We start from the raw sequence: 16,550 nt of genomic DNA, 5'->3' as shown, positions 1-16,550 counted from the left end.
TCGCTTTCTATTGATAAGGATTTGAAAGAAATGGGAATTCTGAGTGGAATTCGCGTCCTCGACTGCTCGATCGCCATGGCCGGGCCGTTTGCCGCGCAAAGACTGGGCGATCTCGGGGCGGACGTTATCAAGGTCGAGCCGGTGACCGGCGAATGGCAGCGGCACGTCTCGGCAGGCGGTGCAGGCGGCAACAAGATCAACGTCTCGTTCCTGTCGCTCAACCGCAACAAGCGATCGCTGGCGGTCGATCTCAAGTCGCCGGATGGCAAGCAGGTCCTGCTCGACCTGGTGAAGACGGCAGACGTCTTCCTGCAGAACTATCGGCCGGGCGTCGCCAAGCGCCTAGGCGTCGACTACGAAACGCTGTCGAAGATCAATCCTCGCCTCGTCTATGTGTCCATGTCCGGCTATGGCGAGGATGGTCCCTATATCGACCGTCCGGGGCAGGATCTCGTGCTGCAGGGCATGTCCGGCGCCATGCTTTCGGCCGGTCGGGCCGACGAGGCGCCGACGGCCGCCGGGCAGTACCTCGTCGATGCGATCACGGCCTACAACGCTTTCGAAGGCGCGCTTGCAGCCCTGTTCCATCGCGAGCGGACGGGCGAGGGGCAGTTGGTACAGGTCAACATGCTGGATGCGATCACCACGATCCAGATGCAGGAACTCTCGGTCTTCACCATCGGCAACAAGCCGCAGACGCGGTCGGCCGAGCCGCATGCGCACGTCTATATCCGCGCGCCCTACGGAGCGTTTGCCACCAGCGACGGCTTCATCATCGTCGCCTTCCCCAAGCTGAAGACGCTTGGCGAAGTGATCGGCGAGGAGAGTTTCCTGACCATGGAGGACGAGGTCGACAGCTGGGCCAGGCGCGACGAGATTTTCGCCAAGACCCGCGAGCGGTTGAAGACGCGGACGTCTGCCGAATGGCTGGAGCGGATGCGCGCAGCCGATATCTGGTGCGGTCCGGTCTACGGCTATGCCGACGTCGTCGAGGATGCCCAGATCAGGCACAACGGCACCTTCGTCGAATACGATCATCCGACCGAGGGCCGCGTCAAGACGCCTGGCTTTCCGATCAAGTTCTCCAAGACGCCGTCGACGATCGACCGCGGCGCGCCGATCGTCGGCCAGCACACGCGCGAGATCCTGAAGGACGCCGGTTACGACGACGGCCGGATCGCAGCGCTCGAGCGGGCGGGTGCGGTGACCGCCGGGGAGCTTTGACATGCAGCGGCTGAAGGCGCTGACGTGGGATCACCCACGCGGCTACAATGCCCTTGCGGCAGCGGCGGCACGACCCGAACTGACGGAGAGCGGCCTTGCGATCGCGTGGGACAGGCAGCCGCTCGAAGGCTTCGAGTCCCATCCGATCGCGGACCTCTGCGACCGCTACGATCTGGTCGTCCTCGACCACCCGCATGTGGGCGAAGCCGTGGCCGGCCATTGCCTCCAGTCCCTGGAGAGCGTGTTCGGCGAAGAGGTGCTGCAGGCGCTGGAGGCCGAAAGCATTGGTCCGTCCTTGCGGAGTTATCGGTTTGCGGGTGTCCATTGGGCTCTGCCGCTCGATGCGGCGACGCAGGTGATGGCGGTGCGGGCCGACCTCTTGGAACGGCAGGTGCCGCTTCTCTGGGAAGACGTGGCGGAGCTTTCGAGGTCCACGGGGAAGGTGGCCCTGTCGCTGGCGGGGCCGCATGCCGCGCTCTCCTTCCTGTCGATTGCAGCCGCGTTCGGCGAGCCGCCAGCGGAAAGCGATCCCGACCTGCTGGTCTCGAAGGATACGGGCCGGCAGGTCTACGACCTGATGTGCGACGTTGCCGCGCGCAGTCCGCCATCGGTGCGCGAGAAAAATCCGATCGGCATCCTCGGCCATATGGCAAACCACGACGACGTCGTCCTTTGCCCGCTGATCTACGGCTACGTGAATTACGCGGCACCTTTGGAGGGCAACGCGATTGCGTTCCACAATGCGCCCCGCCGGATCGCCGGCGGCCGTCCGGGCTCCACGCTGGGGGGCACCGGCATCGGGATATCCAGGCGATGCGAGGTCACGCCCGCGCTGAAACGGCACCTTCTCTGGCTGATGGGGCGAGAGGCGCAGGTCAGCTTCATCCCCGGCCATGACGGCCAGCCGTCGCGCCGCGAGGCCTGGCATAACGCCGGGGTGAACGCACGCTGGGGCAGCTTCTACGAGAACACCGCCGACACGCTGGAGCAGGCCTATGTGCGCCCGCGCCACGACGGCTACATCGCCTTTCAGGGAAAGGCGTCCGCGTTGCTGCGCCACGCCTTCGAAGAGCGGGCGGCGGCCGATCGCGTGCTCGACGACCTGCAGGCTCTCTATGCAAGCCACCGCTCGGCCGGCGGCGAAAGGTAGGAATGACATGACAGACGACGTTCTCTTCACTGTGGATGGCGCGATCGCGACCATCACGCTGAACCGCCCGCAGAAGCTCAATGCGGTGACGCCGGAAATGGCCGATGCGATCGTGGCCGCCGTCGAGGAATGCAACGACAGCGACACGATCCGTTGCGTCATCCTGACGGGTGCGGGCGAGCGGGCCTTCTGCGCCGGCTCCGACATCCGCGAGCTCGACACCTACGAGACGCCCTGGCAGTTCCGCAACCGCCCCGACTATTGCGACGCCTTCCGCGCGCTGCTGAAGCCGACGATCTGCGCGGTCAACGGCTACGCGCTCGGTGGCGGGCTGGAAACGGCGATGTCCTGCGACATCCGCATCGCCTCGGACAATGCGCAGTTCGCCGCACCCGAGATCAAGCTGGGATGGATCGGCGGCGGCGGCATGGCCGCGCACCTGATGCATTCGATCGGCGCCTCGAATGCGGCGCTCATGCTGATGACGGGGGATGCGATCCCGGCCGACAAGGCGCTCGCTTGGGGGCTGGTCAGCGAGATCGTGCCACAAGCCGAACTTCTTCCGCGTGCCCGTGCCATCGCCGACGTCATCGCCTCGCGCGCGCCGATCGCGGCCGAGACGGCGAAGGCCAATCTGAAGGCCGCCGTATCGATGCCGGTCGACAAGGCCATCGAGTACGAGCGCGACCTTCAGACGATCTGCTTTGCGACGGCGGACGCCGCCGAGGGCCGCGCAGCCTTCAAGGAGAAGCGCGCACCCGTCTTCCGGCGGCGGTGACGGCCATGCAGACCGGCGTCGCCTACATCCGCAGCCTCGGCCGTTACCGTGAAGCTTCCGTGCTCGCGATGCTCGCTGCCGTGGCCCTCTACCTTTCCTTTGCCAGCGACTACTTCCTTGAGCCGCGCAACCTTCTCAACGTCGGGCGCCAGGCGTCCGTCGTCGCGATCGTAGCGCTCGGCCAGGCGCTGGTCATCATCGCCCGCGGCATCGACCTCTCGGTCGGCTCGGTGATCGGCCTGTCGGCGGTGGTCGCGGCGGTCCTGATGCGCGATACGGGGAGCGAGACGATCGGGCTCATGGCGGGCCTCCTGACCGGGCTTGCCTGTGGCCTCGTCAACGGCGTCCTCTATACCCGCTTCCGCATCAATCCCTTCATCGCCACGCTCGGCACCTTGTCGATCGCGCGCGGCATTGCCCTTCTGATGACCGGCGGCATTCCCGTGCCGTTCGGCGGCCTTGCCGAATTCGTGGGTGCCGGCCGCATCTTCGACGTTCCCGTATCCTTCCTGCTGATGATCGTGCTCGCCATCGTCGTGCATGTCTTCGCCAGCCGCACCGTCATGGGCCGGGAGATCTATGCGATCGGCGACAATCCGAAGGCCTCGCGCCTCGCCGGCGTGAATCTGCGGGCGATCCGCCTGATCGTCTTTGCCCTCTGCGGCCTGCTTGCGGGTCTCGGCGGGCTGATCCTCGCCGGCAATCTTGCCAGCGCCGATCCCAATCTCGGCATGGGATACGAACTCGACGTCATCGCAGCCGTCATTCTCGGCGGTACGGCGCTCAGCGGCGGCCGCGGCTCGATCCTGGGTGTCGTCATCGGCGCACTGCTGATGGCGCTGCTCAACAATGCCTTCGTGCTCCTCGGCATCTCCGCCTACTGGCAGGTGGTGACGAAGGGGCTGGTGATCATCTTTGCCGTCGGCCTGGACGGGCTCCAGCGTCGTGGCGACGACGACTGACAACAGACAAGTGAAGGAGACGAACATGTTGCTCAAAAAGATCAGAATGATCGCGATGGCGGCGGTTGCCGTAACCGCGGTTGCATTTCCCGCGATCGCCGCAGAGGCCCCGGAAGGCGGCAGCGTGGCCGCGGTGGAAAACACCAAGGGACCGGTCCGCATCGCCTTCCTGTCGTTCCAGAACAATCCGTTCTGGACGCCTGTGACCGAAGGGGCGAAAGCGGCAAACGACTATCTGACGAAGTTCGACGCTACGGTCGATTTCGTCGATCTCGGCGACGAACTTTCGGCAGAGGCCGTCGTCGCCGGCATCGAGGGGGCGCTGGCCAAGAAATATGACGGCATCGTCGTGGTGCCGATCTTCGACGGCACCGCGCGTATCATCAACGAGGCGACGGACGAGGGTGTGCCGGTCTTCAACATCGTCGCCGAGGGCGCCACGGAATCGAAGCGCCTCGCCTTCATCGGCCAGGATGCGATCTCGGCCGGCCAGCAGATCGGCGAGTACATCGCCAAAAAGATGGACGGCAAGGGCAAGCTCGGCGTGATCACCGGTTATTTCGGCGCCACCCAGCATACCCAGCGCATGAACGGCGCGGTCGATTACCTGAAGGCCAAATTCCCCGACATCCAGATCGTCGGCCCGTTCGAGAACAAGGACAAGGCGGAATCGGCCTATTCGCTGGTGCAGGACATGATGACGGCCAATCCGGATCTCTCAATGGTCTATGTGACCGCCGGCGGCCCGTTCGGCGCGGCCAAGGCGGTGAAGGACCTGAACCTCACCGGCAAGGTCGGCGTCGTTGGCTTCGATCATACGCCCGACAACATGCAGTATCTCAAGACCGGCGAGATGGTGGGCCTGCTCGACCAGGCGCCGTACCAGCAGGCGCTCGATTCCAGCGTGATGCTCTACAACTACATCGTCGCCGGCCAGGAGCCGCCCGCCAAGGTCATTCCGGTGACCGGCAAGCTGCTGACGCCCGATGATGCGAAGTGACAACCTGAAGGAGGCAGCCGCATCCGGCGCGGCCGCCTCCGCTTCCTTGCCGCCGCTGATCCGTGCACGGGGCATCGCCAAGAGCTTCTCCGGCAACGCAGTACTCCAGTCGGTCGACCTCGATCTCCACGCCGGCGAGGTGGTCGGGCTGCTGGGCGAAAACGGCGCCGGCAAGTCGACGCTGATGCACATCCTTTCGGGTGGCCTGCAGCCCGACGCCGGCACGGTCGAGATGGACGGAGCGCCCGTGCGCTTCGGTTCCGTCGCCGATGGCATCGAGGCGGGCGTCAGCTTCGTGCACCAGGAATTGTCGGTGGTCGGCGCGCTCAGCGTCGCCGAGAACCTGCACCTTGGCCGGATGTCCCGGAGCCGCACCGGTCTCGTCGATTTCAAGCTGATGGAGGAAGCGTCGCGTGCGCTTCTCGAGCGGGTGGGCGCCGGCCACATCGAGCCGCGCCGCGAGGCGGCGACCTTGCGCGCCGGCGAACAGCAACTCGTCGAGATCGCCAAGGCGGCGGCGCGCAAGCCGCGGCTCCTGATCCTCGACGAGCCGACATCCTCGCTCACGCCGCACGAGGTCGGAGGCTTCTTCTCCTACGTCCGCGAGGCGCGGGCGTCGGGCGTGGCGATCATCTTCATCACGCACCGGCTGGAAGAGGCGATGGCGCTCTGCGACCGGGTCGTCGTGCTGCGCAACGGCGCGATCGTCAGCGAGCGGCGCCCTGCCGAAACCAGCCGGCAGCAGTTGATCACCGACATGACGGGAAAGCCTGCGATCTACGAGCACCGTCCACGAACCGCCAGCGACACGATGGCGCTGTCGCTGAAAGGCGTGTCAGGCGACCGCCTGCTGAGCGGCATCGACCTCGACGTGCGAATGGGGGAGATCTTCGGTCTGTTCGGCCTCGTCGGCGCCGGGCGCACGGAATTGCTGGATCTGATCCATGGCGTCCATCGCCCGACCGCCGGCACGATTTCGCTTTTCGGCGAGAGGCTTTCTCTCAGCGACCCCAGCGAGGCGGTGAGGGCCGGGATCGCGCTTGTGCCGGAGGGGCGCAAGACCGCCGGCATCCTGCCCCAGCATTCCGTGCGCGACAATGCGGCGATCAGCAGCCTGCGGCGCTTTTCCCGCGGCATCTTCTCGGATCGGGGCGGAGATCCGCGCCGCATGGCATCCTATCGCCAGAGCCTCGGCATTCGCATGGCGACGGACACACAGGAAATCTCGACGCTGTCGGGCGGGAACCAGCAGAAGGTGATCTTCGCCCGCGCCCTGATGGCGGAACCGCGCCTGCTGCTGCTCGACGAGCCGACGCATGGCGTCGACGTCGGCGCCAAGGCCGATCTCTACGACATCGTTACGCGCGAGGCGGAGAAGGGGCTGACCGTCGTCATCGCCTCATCCGAAGTGCCGGAGATTCTCGCGCTCTGCGATCGGGTCGCCGTCCTCTCCAAGGGCCGGCTCGCCGGGATCCTCGACCGCGTGGCGATGACGGAAGACACGATACTGACCATGGCATTCAAGGAGCATTGAGACGTGAGCACGCAACAGACCCCTATCGGCGCCGGGACATTCGTCGGGCGCGCCTGGAACCCCGAGGTGGCGGGGCCGAGCGTGGTGGTGGTTCGAGACGGCCACGTCATCGACATCACCTCCAGAGCCGTCCCGACCGTGCGCGACCTGCTCGAGCGCGATGATGCGGCAGCCTATGCGGCGGAGGCCGAGGGCCCCGTGCTTGCGCCCCTGCATGCGCTGCTCTCCGCCGGGATCGGCTCGCTGAGCAAGGACACGCCGCACCTTCTCGCGCCGAACGATCTCCAGGCCGTAAAGGCCTGCGGCGTGACGTTCGCCCGCTCCATGATCGAACGCGTGATCGAGGAGCGCGCGGCAGGCAATCCGGACCTCGCCCAGAAGGTCCGCGAGAAGGTCACCGCCATCATCGGAGACAGCCTGCGCGACCTCAGGGCCGGTTCACCGGCTGCGGAAAAGGTCAAGGACGCGCTCATCGAGGAAGGGATCTGGTCGCAGTATCTGGAGGTCGGCATCGGGCCCGACGCGGAGGTCTTCTCGAAGGCGCAGGTTCTGTCTTCCGTCGGCCATGTCGCCGATGTCGGGCTGCATCCTATCTCTAAGTGGAACAATCCGGAGCCTGAGATCGTGCTCGCGGTCAATTCGCGCGGCGTCGTGCAGGGCGCTACGCTTGGCAACGACGTCAACCTGCGCGACGTGGAGGGTCGCTCGGCCCTCCTTCTCGGCAAGGCCAAGGACAACAACGCCTCCTGCTCGATCGGGCCCTTCATCCGCCTGTTCGATGCCAGCTATAACATCGACGACGTGCGCAATGCCGAGCTTACCTTGCGCGTCGAGGGCGAGGACGGCTTCGTCCTGGATGGCCGCAGTTCGATGAAGGAGATCAGCCGCGATCCGCTCGATCTCGTCGCCCAGACGATCGGCCGCCATCATCAGTATCCGGACGGTTTCATGCTCTTCATGGGGACGCTTTTTGCGCCGACGGAGGACCGGGACGTGCCGGGGCAGGGCTTCACCCACAAGGTCGGTGATATCGTCACGATCGCCAATGACCGGCTCGGGGCGCTGACGAACCGCGTGCGCCTGTCGACCGAGTGCCCTCCCTGGACATTCGGCGTCTCGCACCTGATGCGCAATCTGGCGGTGCGACATCTCATCTGAAGGTGAATGGCGTGCTTCATTGGCCGGCAACGGAACTCTTCGTTTCCAGATCAGCCGACGCAACGTTTCTTAATGCGATGACACACCCATAGATGCCCTGAACGCTACGGTCTTATCCGGATCATCCGCAACTGTCTGCGGATCAAACGGAAGGTCGTTTCATGGGTGGGATATCCCGATCAATCTTGTCGCAGGCGCCTCCGGTTCCGGGGCTTTTGACGGGCGCGCTGCTTCTTTGGCTTGGATTCGTGTCCGCGTCTCGAGCCGAGGAGCAGATGCCGGTTACGGTTATCGTCGCCCGCCAGGGCGCCGTGACGGAGAAGGTCCCCGTGGTCGGCTCGCTCGCCGCAAGGGAAGAGGTACAGGTTCGCCCCCTCATTCAGGGGCGAGCGATCGAGCATATCCTGGTGGAAGTCGGGCAGAAGGTCGACAAGGGCCAGCCGCTCGCGATGCTGGATACGACCGATGCCCGCCTGTTGCTCGACAAGAACTCGGTCAGCATCCTGCGCGCAACGGCGGCGATACAGGTAGAAGAGAGCAGGCTCGATGTCGCGAAGGTGAGCGAGGCCGAAGCCCGCAAGATGCTGGAGCGCAGCAGGGCGCTGCAGCCGAAGGGAGCCGTCTCGCAGCAGGTCCTGGACCAGCACGAGAATGCCCATGCCCGCGCGGTTGCGGAACTGGGGTTGGCACGGCAATCGCTCAGGCTGGCCGAAGCCGACGCGCAACTCATTGCCCGCGAGCGCGACGAGATCGAGGTGACGATCGAGCGCAGCACCGTCAGGGCGCCCGGGGCCGGGCTGGTATTGCGCAGGACGGCCCGCGTCGGCGCCATAACGTCCGACTCGGGCGACCCGCTGTTCGTGCTCGCCGAGGATGCGGCCATCGAATTCGTTGCCCGGGTGACAGAGACGAGCTTCGTGCGGTTGGCCGAGGGCATGCATGCGACCATCACCCTGCCGGGATATGAAGGTCCGCTCGGCGGCATTGTAAGGCTCAACGCGGCCGAGCTCGATCCGGCGACGCGCAGCGGTGAAGTGCGCATCGAACTCGACGACGTGGATGGCCTGAAGCCCGGCGTCTTTGCCCGCGGCAGCATCAATGCCTTGGCGCGGCGCAACATTCTTCTGCCCGGCAGTGCCGTGAAGACCGCCAGCGGTGCGAGCAATGTCTTCGTCGTCAAGGACGGCGTGGTGGACTTGCGCCAGGTGATCGTGGGCGTGCGGCAGGACGGCTTCGTGGAGATTCTCGACGGGCTGCGCGACGGTGAGATGGTCGTTCTGAAATCCGGCGGTTTCCTGAAGGCCGAGGAGAAGGTCCGGCCCGTGATTGCTGCCTCCGACCGTCCCGCGGCGGATCATCTGGCCGCTTCCTTTACGATCGAAAACGTGGAGGCGGCGCGATGAACGGCAATATCTCGGCCTGGGCGATCCGCAACCCGCTCCCGTCCATCCTTCTTTTCGTCGTCCTCACGGTCGTCGGGCTCTACAGCTTCGTGAAGCTGCCGATCACCTACTTCCCGACGATCATCACGTCGGCGGTCAAGGTCACCGTCGAGCAGTCCGGCGCCACGCCGGTGGAACTCGAGACCGAGGTGACGCGGCTGGTCGAGAACGCCATCGCCTCGCTACCGGCGATCAAGGAGCTTTCGTCGACGATCGGCGAAGGCCGGTCGGTGACCACCGTCGAATTCGAACTCGGCCTTGTCTCTCCCGACCGGGCAATGGCCGACGTACGCGATGCCGTAGCCCGGATCCGGGGCGACCTTCCGGGCACCATCGACGAGCCGGTGATCGAGCGGATCGAGGAAGAGGCGCAATCCGTCGTCACCTATGCGGTTTCCAGCCAGGACATGACGGTGGCGGAGCTCTCCTGGTTCGTCGACGACACCGTGACCCGCGACCTGCAGGGCCTGTCCGGCGTCGGACGTGTCGAACGGATCGGCGGCGCAGAGCGGGAAATCCATGTCGAACTTGATGCCGACCGGCTGCAGGCGCTCTCGCTTTCCGTCAGTTCGATCAACGAGACGATCGTGGAGAGCCAGCTCGACCGGTCCGGCGGGCGCGGCGACATGGAGGGTAGCGAGCAGGTCTTGACGACCACGGGGGCCGCAAAAACGGTGGCGGATCTTGCCGAAGAGCGCCTTTCGCTCTCGGGCGAAAATTCCGTGCGGCTGGCGGACGTCGCCGCGGTCCGCGATACCGTCGCCGAGCCTCGCGCCTTTGCGAGCCTGAACGGCGCCGATATCGTCGGCTTTGCCATCTACCGCTCGCAGGGGGCAAGCGACGTGGCCGTGGCCGCCGCGGTCGCCGGATCCGTGGAGAAACTGGGCACGGCCCATCCCGATCTGCGGTTCGGTCTCGTCAACGACAATGTCTCCTATACGGCCGGAAACTACCATTCGGCGATGAACACGCTGCTGGAAGGAGCGGCACTCTCGATCGTCGTCGTCTTCCTGTTCCTGCGCGACTGGCGCGCGACGCTGGTTGCAGCGGTGGCGCTGCCGCTGTCTATCATTCCGACCTTCTTCGCGCTCGATTTGCTGGGCTTTTCCCTCAACATCCTCAGCCTTCTGGCGATCACGCTGGTGACGGGCATTCTGGTCGACGATGCGATCGTCGAGATTGAAAATGTCGTGCGCCACCGCAACATGGGCAAGTCCGCCTATCGCGCGGCGCTCGACGCGTCCGACGAGATCGGACTTGCCGTCATCGCGATTTCAGCAACCATTATCGCGGTCTTCGCGCCGGTCGGGCTGATGAGCGGTGTCGTAGGCCTTTACTTTCGCGAGTTCGGCCTGACGGTGGCCATCGCGGTGTTCTTCTCGTTGCTGGTGGCGCGCCTGATCACGCCCATCATGGCGGCCTATGTCATGACCGGCGCTCCGCCGTCGGAGGAACACAAGGGGCGGCTGTCAGTCGCCTACGAAGCCATGCTGCGCCTGACATTGCGCTGGAAATGGGCGACGGTAGCATCCGCGGTCGGGCTCTTCGGCCTGTCGATTGTCTCGCTGATGTCGGTGCCGACCACCTTCCTGCCGGAAGAGGACACCGGACGCCTGACCCTCACCGTCGAACTGCCGCCCGGCGCCACGCTCGATGAAACCCGCAAGGTAACGGACGGGATCTCGGCGGAAGTCGGAAGGCTCGGCGAAGTCGAAGGTGTATTGGTGCGGGCGGGATCGAGCATGGTCGGCCAGCAGGATGTACGTTATGCCGTCGTCTCGATCGAGCTCAAGCACAAGACGGAGCGCGATCGGTCTTCCTTTGCCATCGAGGCGGAGCTGGAAAAGACGCTCGCCGGAATTCCTGATGTCCGGCTGCGTTTTCTCAACGATCGTGGTGGCCGCGATCTATCCTTTTCCGTGCTGGGCAGCGATGGCGACGCCGTCCAGCAGGCGACCGATCGGATCCTGCGCGAGATGGCCGCGGAGGGGAGTTTCATCGGCCCGGCGAGCGACAACGTCGCCATGCGCCCGGAACTGAAGGTGACCGTGGACGCCGACAAGGCGGCGACGCTGGGCGTATCGACCGCGGCGATCGCCAGCACGATGCGCATCTCGACGATCGGTGACGTGGATTCGAGGCTCGCCAACTTCGTCGAAGGCTCACGCCAGATCCCGATCCGGGTCGTGCTCGACCGTGCCGCCCGCAGCCGCCTGCCAATCTTCGAAACCCTCAGCGTACCGACCGCGGCGGGAGGACAGGTGCCACTGTCGGCCGTGGCTGCGAGCAGCTTCGACGAGACGGTCGCCTCGATCGATCGCTTCGATCGGCAGCGCCGGATAGAAATCAGCGCGGATATGGCCGCCGGCCTCACCTCGGGGCAGGGGCTGGAGCGTCTGTTCCGGCTCGACAGCGTCAGGAACCTGCCGGAGGGCGTGCGTGTTCAGGCCACCGGCGATTCCGATACGGAAGGCGAGATCTTCGAAAGCTTCGCCGTCGCCATGGGGGCGGGCATCATGCTCGTGCTCATCGTCCTGATCCTGTTGTTCAAGAGCATGCTTTCGCCATGGACGATCCTGGCCTCCCTGCCGCTTTCGATCGGTGGCGTCGCGGCGGCCCTTCTCGTGAGCGGGCAGACGATCTCGCTGCCCGTCGTCATCGGCATCCTGATGTTGATGGGCATCGTCACGAAGAACGCCATCATGCTGGTCGATTTCGCCATCGAGCGGGAGGCGCATGGTCTTTCCCGTCCGGAGGCAGTCGTCGAGGCCTGCCTGGAGCGAGTGCGGCCGATCGTGATGACCACGCTCGCCATGGTCGGCGGCATGTTGCCATCTGCCTTCGGGGTGGGTGACGGCGGCGAGTTCCGGGCTCCGATGGCGATCGCGGTGATCGGCGGCTTGCTGGTCTCCACCGTTCTGTCGCTGATCGTGATCCCCTCCTTCCATCTCATCCTGTCGGGCATCGGTGATCGCTTGAACCTGGTCTTCCGGCCTCTCCTCCAGTCGGCCGAAGCGGGTCCCGGTGGGATCCGACAATAGCGCGTCCATGCCCCGAACGGCGCGCAAGGACGGGGCCGGTCAGACCGCCGACCGGCCTCGTCATCTTTCTCAGCAGCTCTTAACAGACGGCAACATATCGTTAAGCCGAAGCCGCACCCGGCGTGGAAAAACCACTGAGTTTCTTTCCTCACGAGGCTTCGAAAGCATCATGAACGATATCCGGGTTCCCTTCCTGCAGATCTACCGCATCAACGCGCTTCGGGCGCTTGGCGCCGCCGCCTTCTGCCTGCTCGCCATCACCTCGGCGCCGCCGTCGCCTCCCTTGGCCGACTTCGTCCTTAAGGCCATGGGGACACTCGCGATCTTCATCGCCATTGCCGGGCGCGGCTGGTCGCTGTTCTATATCGGCGGGCGCAAGAACGCCGAGCTGGTGACGACCGGCCCTTATTCGGTCACCCGCAATCCGCTCTATTTATTCAGCCTGATCGGTATCCTGGGCGTGGGCGCGCAGACCGGCAGCCTGCTATCGATGATGTTGCTGGTCATAGCCGCCTATCTCGCCTTCGACATGGCGATGCGCGGCGAGGAAGCCTACCTCGGCAGCCGTTACGGCAGAGGCTTCGACAAGTACAAGGAGGCGGTGCCGCGTCTCTGGCCGGATTTTTCGCTGTGGCGGGAATGCGAAGACGTGCCGCTTCGCTCCGCGCGGGCGATCGGCAGCCTCAGGGACGGGATCGTCTTTCTCGGTGCCTGGATCACTGTCGAACTCATCAGGCTTGGGCAGGCAGCCGGCCTCCTGCCGGTTGTCTGGATCCTGCCGATCTGACGCCTGTGGCCTCATGGCCTTCCCAAGCCTCGCAACAAATCTTAATAAAGCGAAACATCTGCGATCCGGGCAGCGTGCGACATGCGTGCTTTCAAGCGCGTCGCGATCCTTCGGGTTCGCTTCACGCGCCTTAAGTTTTTGTATTTTCGCATGTCGTTGCCGCAAAACCTCTGCAGACTCTTGCGCGACATGCTCCAGCGAGGAAGTCCGCAGTGCAACCGAACTCCGCCAATGCGAAAATCCTGATCGTCGAGGACGATCCCGAAATCGGCAAGCTGCTGGCGCTTGCGGTCCACGAAAACGGCATGATCCCGACCGTAGCCGAAGACGGGCAGGTGATGAACGCCCTGCTGCGGAACAATGAATTCGATCTGATCATTCTGGATGTGATGCTGCCTGGCGAAGACGGCCTGAGCATCTGCCGGCGCATCCGCTCGGAGAAGACCACGCCGATCATCCTCCTGACCGCCCTCGGCGAGGAGGTTGATCGCATCGTCGGGCTGGAAGTCGGCGCCGACGACTACGTCACCAAGCCGTTCAGCCCGCGCGAGGTCGTGGCCCGCATCCGCAGCCTGCTCAGGCGCGCATCCTATGGCCTGGCGAATGCGACGGTGCAGCGCAAACTGCGTTTCGAAGGCTGGCAGATCGATCCGCTGCGGAGGCAACTCCACGATCCGAGCAACGCCCGAATTGCCGTGACGACGACGGAATTCGACCTGCTGCTTGCCTTCTGCCGCAATCCCGGCCGCGTCATCACCCGCGAGGAGCTTCTGTCGCTCACTCATACGGGTCTCGCAGGTCCGATCGAGCGCAGCGTCGACGTGCACATCAGCCGTCTGCGCCAGAAGATCGAGGCCGACCCCAAGAACCCGGTCCTGCTGCAGACGGTCAGGCTCGGCGGCTACATGTTTACCGCCAGCGTCGAGCAGGCCTGATCTTTCCAACAAAAAAGCCGGGCGATGACCCGGCCTTTTGCTCCTATGTCTGCTGGCTCAGAACTTGTAGCCGACGAACAGCGACGTCGAAGGCTGCAACTTTTCCTCCACGATCGGGCTGTCGGCCGCGTCTCCGGTCAGGATGCCGAGGCTCGCTTCGCCGCGCACCATCCAGTTCTCGCTCAGCAGGTAGGTTGCCGATGCCGAGACATTGACGCGCTTCAGGCCGGCTTCCGCCTTGTATTCGGAGAGACCGGATCGGGCCGCCTGTTCGGCATCGACGCCGAAATAGGCTTCCATGTGCTTGTCGTTGGCGACCACCGCCTCGGCACCGGCGCCGAGGATCAGCTGTTCGGTGACGGGCGCCTGATATTCGGCGCCGAAGGTGCCGATCAGGCTCTCGCTGCCGTCGATCGTCTGGTCGACGCTGGCATAGAGTTCGAGACCGTTCCAGTTATAGGACGCCTTGGCGCCGACGGTTGCAGCGAAGTCGATATCGCCCAATCCATTGAGGCGGTCTGCATCATCCTCGTCGCGCCCACCTTCGTAACCGACCTTGGCCGCCAGCGCGAAACCGTCGTGTCGAAAGGGGGTGATCGTCACCCCTGTCGGGTCGATCTCCAGCCATTCGCCATAGGTGAAGATCACGACCGGTATGGGCTGCACCTTGAACTCGTCGCCGCCTTCATATTCCGGCTCATAGATTGCGCCGGCGCCAAGGATCAGGTTCCAGTTCCGCTTGGGCTCCTCGCCGTTGAACCGTTCCTGGTCGAAAGGCTCCGGGGACTGTCCCGACAGGCTCGCATCGGCGGCAAGCGTGTTCGAGCCCGTGCCGGCCAGCGCGAGCGTGACGTATAAGGCGCTTGCTGGAAGTCGCCGGTCGGTCCGTTGGATTAAAGACATGAGTGCTCCAGTGATTTGACACGGGCGTCGCCGGTAGGAGGCGGGCCGTGTTTGCAACGCATCCGTCCTGTCACGAACGGCACCGGCACGGCATGTCTTTGTGTTGCGCTTTGTTGCGGGTCGCCTTCCGCGGTCGTTTCGGCTGGAGATTCCGCAGGGTCGACACAAAACTTAATGTCCAATTTTGCGCAACGTCTCTATCTTGCGTGATGGCCACCTTGTGGCCATCGTCGTTTGCCAGCTCGTTTCATGCAGGGGGGCGAGAGCCCAGGGAGGCGCTTTGGGGTTTCGGGTATCCCGGTTGATCTCGACCATTCACGGCCAGATTACCGCAGTCATTTTCGCCTGCCTGGTCATCGCCTTCATCATCGGTTCGACGCTGGAAAGCTGGGTGAGCGACGACTACAGCACACCCGACCTGGAGGGCATGTCCAGCCGTGTCTCGACGATCGCTTCCGTCCTTGCGACCGCAACGCCTGCGGAGAGAAGTACGGTCCTGGCGGCTGCCAATCGCGGCGCCTACCGTCTCGTCTTGCGCCCGTCCTCCTATTCCGAGCGTTTCACCACATCGTCGCCGGACGAACCGTTCATCCAGGTTGCGATTGATCGGCTCCTTCCTCCGGAAGACCGCCCGGTCCCGGTCGGAGGATGGAGAACCTTCGTCGATGGCAAGCGCGTCCTCGCCGCGAAGGTCGATGACGACACGCTCCTGGTCATGGAGCTGCTACCGGAGAGCTTTCTGCGCAACGACGCGCTGAGATTCGGCTCGAACTACCTGGTGGCGACGGTCACGCTTGTCATCCTGTTTTCCGTCTTCGCCGTCTGGGCAATAACGCGGCCGCTGCGCGGCATCGCATCAGCGGCGATGAAGGCCGACATCTCGGTCGGACCGGCCCTCTTCGAGGAGCGCGGCAGCGTCGAGATCGTGGCGCTTGCGCGGGCGCTGAACGGCATGCAGCGCCGCATCTCGACCATGGTCGAATCCCGCACCCGGATGCTGCGCGGCATCAGCCATGACTTGCGGACGCCACTGACGCGCTTGCGGCTTCGGGCCGAGCGTGTCGGCGAAGAAGACGTCCGCGATGCCTTGCTGACGGATATCGAGCGGATCGACCACCTGCTCAAGGAGAGCCTCAGCTATCTTCGTGACAATCATCAGCGCGAAGCGCGGCAGCGCGTCGACCTGGCCTCGGTCCTGCAGACGGTCTGCGACGAGTTTGCCGACATGGGGCATGATGTGCGCTATCGCGGGCCGGCGCGCATGGTCACGAGCTTCAAGCCGCTGGCGCTGACGCGGGCCGTGACCAATCTGTGCGAAAACGCGGTGAAGTTCGGCACCCATGTCGAGGTCGAGCTCCGCATTGGCGACGGCATGACGATCATCGATGTCATGGACGACGGACCCGGTATACCCGAGGAGTATCGAAGCCGTGTTCTCGAGCCCTTCTTCAAGGTCGATGCGGCGCGCGGAGGCGCGGATGCCGGCTTTGGCCTGGGCCTCTCGATCGTCGCCGAAATCATCCAGGCGCATAACGGAAAGCTGGCGTTTCTCGATAGCAGTCTCGGGGGACTGACCGTCAGGTTGGAAATGCCTTTCTAGCTCGAGCGATGGTTGAAGTTTTCGATGAAGGCGTAA

At 64.5% G+C, this 16,550-nt stretch carries 13 protein-coding genes; 12 read left to right on the top strand and 1 reads right to left on the bottom strand.

Going from position 1 to position 16,550, the window contains the following annotated elements:
• Positions 1–30 precede the first annotated feature (30 nt).
• From GGQ64_RS14030 to GGQ64_RS13980, 11 genes are all read left to right on the top strand, one after another.
• On the top strand, positions 31–1,224 hold the full coding sequence (locus tag GGQ64_RS14030) for a CaiB/BaiF CoA transferase family protein (protein WP_183805251.1): 1,194 nt from the start codon (positions 31–33) through the stop codon (positions 1,222–1,224).
• 1 nt (position 1,225) lies between these two features.
• On the top strand, positions 1,226–2,374 hold the full coding sequence (locus GGQ64_RS14025; RefSeq protein WP_183805249.1) for a type 2 periplasmic-binding domain-containing protein: 1,149 nt from the start codon (positions 1,226–1,228) through the stop codon (positions 2,372–2,374).
• Between the two features lie 7 nt (positions 2,375–2,381).
• Complete coding sequence (locus GGQ64_RS14020) at positions 2,382–3,152, top strand: enoyl-CoA hydratase/isomerase family protein (RefSeq protein WP_183805246.1); 771 nt, start codon at positions 2,382–2,384, stop codon at positions 3,150–3,152.
• Positions 3,153–3,157: 5 nt separating this feature from the next.
• Positions 3,158–4,114: an ABC transporter permease gene (locus tag GGQ64_RS14015; RefSeq protein WP_183805244.1), complete on the top strand. Its 957-nt coding sequence runs from the start codon at positions 3,158–3,160 to the stop codon at positions 4,112–4,114.
• A gap of 25 nt (positions 4,115–4,139) precedes the next feature.
• Positions 4,140–5,114: a sugar ABC transporter substrate-binding protein gene (locus GGQ64_RS14010; protein ID WP_183805242.1), complete on the top strand. Its 975-nt coding sequence runs from the start codon at positions 4,140–4,142 to the stop codon at positions 5,112–5,114.
• The gene (locus tag GGQ64_RS14005) at positions 5,101–6,648 is read left to right on the top strand and encodes a sugar ABC transporter ATP-binding protein (protein ID WP_183805240.1); all 1,548 of its coding nucleotides are present in this window, start codon (positions 5,101–5,103) and stop codon (positions 6,646–6,648) included. Before GGQ64_RS14010 ends, GGQ64_RS14005 begins: the two co-directional genes overlap by 14 nt.
• A 3-nt stretch (positions 6,649–6,651) precedes the next feature.
• The gene (locus GGQ64_RS14000; protein ID WP_183805238.1) at positions 6,652–7,806 is read left to right on the top strand and encodes a fumarylacetoacetate hydrolase family protein; all 1,155 of its coding nucleotides are present in this window, start codon (positions 6,652–6,654) and stop codon (positions 7,804–7,806) included.
• A 275-nt stretch (positions 7,807–8,081) separates the two neighbouring features.
• Positions 8,082–9,209 carry an efflux RND transporter periplasmic adaptor subunit gene (locus GGQ64_RS13995; protein ID WP_183805236.1) on the top strand — a complete coding sequence of 376 codons (1,128 nt, stop codon included), beginning with the start codon at positions 8,082–8,084 and terminating at the stop codon, positions 9,207–9,209.
• A complete protein-coding gene (locus GGQ64_RS13990; protein WP_183805234.1) occupies positions 9,206–12,289 on the top strand; it encodes an efflux RND transporter permease subunit in 3,084 nt (1,027 codons plus the stop codon). The genes GGQ64_RS13995 and GGQ64_RS13990 overlap by 4 nt, the downstream gene beginning before the upstream one ends.
• Before the next feature lie 169 nt (positions 12,290–12,458).
• Complete coding sequence (locus tag GGQ64_RS13985) at positions 12,459–13,076, top strand: methyltransferase family protein (RefSeq protein ID WP_183805232.1); 618 nt, start codon at positions 12,459–12,461, stop codon at positions 13,074–13,076.
• 212 nt (positions 13,077–13,288) lie between these two features.
• Entirely contained in the window at positions 13,289–14,011 is a 723-nt protein-coding gene (locus GGQ64_RS13980) for a response regulator (protein WP_183805230.1), read from the top strand.
• Positions 14,012–14,068: 57 nt separating this feature from the next.
• Here GGQ64_RS13980 and GGQ64_RS13975 read toward each other — a convergent pair whose 3' ends face one another.
• Positions 14,069–14,914: a MipA/OmpV family protein gene (locus GGQ64_RS13975; RefSeq protein WP_183805228.1), complete on the bottom strand. Its 846-nt coding sequence runs from the start codon at positions 14,912–14,914 to the stop codon at positions 14,069–14,071.
• 301 nt (positions 14,915–15,215) lie between these two features.
• On the opposite strand from GGQ64_RS13975, the gene GGQ64_RS13970 reads away from it, so the two are divergent.
• Positions 15,216–16,514 (top strand): ATP-binding protein, encoded by a 1,299-nt coding sequence (locus tag GGQ64_RS13970; RefSeq protein ID WP_246422636.1) that lies wholly within the window; start codon positions 15,216–15,218, stop codon positions 16,512–16,514.
• Positions 16,515–16,550 lie beyond the last annotated feature (36 nt).

Origin of the sequence: Mycoplana azooxidifex (assembly GCF_014196765.1) — a bacterium.
In the GTDB taxonomy this organism is placed as follows: Bacteria; Pseudomonadota; Alphaproteobacteria; order Rhizobiales; family Rhizobiaceae; genus Mycoplana; species Mycoplana azooxidifex.
The sequence above is the reverse complement of the archived record's forward strand: the minus strand, read 5'-3'. Positions and strand labels throughout refer to the sequence as shown.

Bases quoted from the DNA above. Each gene is read 5' to 3' on its own strand.
- GGQ64_RS14030 (WP_183805251.1), top strand. From the start codon at position 31: ATGGGAATTCTGAGTGGAATTCGCGTCCTCGACTGCTCGATCGCCATG.
- GGQ64_RS14025 (WP_183805249.1), top strand. From the start codon at position 1,226: ATGCAGCGGCTGAAGGCGCTGACGTGGGATCACCCACGCGGCTACAAT.
- GGQ64_RS14020 (WP_183805246.1), top strand. From the start codon at position 2,382: ATGACAGACGACGTTCTCTTCACTGTGGATGGCGCGATCGCGACCATC.
- GGQ64_RS14015 (WP_183805244.1), top strand. From the start codon at position 3,158: ATGCAGACCGGCGTCGCCTACATCCGCAGCCTCGGCCGTTACCGTGAA.
- GGQ64_RS14010 (WP_183805242.1), top strand. From the start codon at position 4,140: ATGTTGCTCAAAAAGATCAGAATGATCGCGATGGCGGCGGTTGCCGTA.
- GGQ64_RS14005 (WP_183805240.1), top strand. From the start codon at position 5,101: ATGATGCGAAGTGACAACCTGAAGGAGGCAGCCGCATCCGGCGCGGCC.
- GGQ64_RS13995 (WP_183805236.1), top strand. From the start codon at position 8,082: ATGCCGGTTACGGTTATCGTCGCCCGCCAGGGCGCCGTGACGGAGAAG.
- GGQ64_RS13990 (WP_183805234.1), top strand. From the start codon at position 9,206: ATGAACGGCAATATCTCGGCCTGGGCGATCCGCAACCCGCTCCCGTCC.
- GGQ64_RS13985 (WP_183805232.1), top strand. From the start codon at position 12,459: ATGAACGATATCCGGGTTCCCTTCCTGCAGATCTACCGCATCAACGCG.
- GGQ64_RS13975 (WP_183805228.1), bottom strand. From the start codon at position 14,914: ATGTCTTTAATCCAACGGACCGACCGGCGACTTCCAGCAAGCGCCTTA.